Below are 584 nucleotides of genomic sequence, written 5' to 3' on the forward strand. Positions count from 1 at the left end.
AAGAATATGGGGAAAGTGCGTTTCCAGGTCGTGGAAGCGCACTTTATCATTCTCAGTATGAAATGAAAAAGCTCAAGCGTGAGAATGAAGAACTGAGAAAAGAACTTGATTTACTAAAAAAGTTCCAGGTCTTCTTGAAGAAAAAGAATGTGTAAGGTTTCAATATTTAAAAGAAAATAAACACAAATATAACATCAAGAAGGCTTGTAAAACGTTAAACATCTCGCGGTCAGGTTACTATGAATATTTACAGAGAAAACCTTCTAAAAGAGCTTTAGAGAACGAAGTGTTAAGTGAGGAAATACAACAAATATTTGAGGAGCATAAGGGACGGTATGGATCTTTAAGAATTACAAAAGTCCTTGAAAAGAAAGGCATCAAGGTAAACCGAAAACGAGTAGGAAAACTGATGCGTCAAATGAAACTGTATGCGAAAGGCAGTCGCTATCGTTATAAACATTATAATAAGAAATCACCTTCCATAGAAAGACCAAACCTCTTAAATCAAGTTTTTCAGACGGATCAACGAAATAAAATATGGGTTGGTGATATTACCTATATTCCTACCCAAAAAGGGGGTCTCG

1 protein-coding gene is annotated in these 584 nt (G+C 35.3%); it reads left to right on the top strand.

The genetic code is table 11. The features are described 5' to 3' along the window. Positions 1-286: 286 nt before the first annotated feature. A partial coding sequence (locus LOK41_RS28420) for an IS3 family transposase (RefSeq protein ID WP_241819441.1) occupies positions 287-584 on the top strand: 298 nt, incomplete at its 3' end.

Source organism: Bacillus sp. TL12 (genome assembly GCF_022625245.1).
Classification (GTDB): Bacteria; Bacillota; Bacilli; order Bacillales; family Bacillaceae_G; genus Bacillus_A.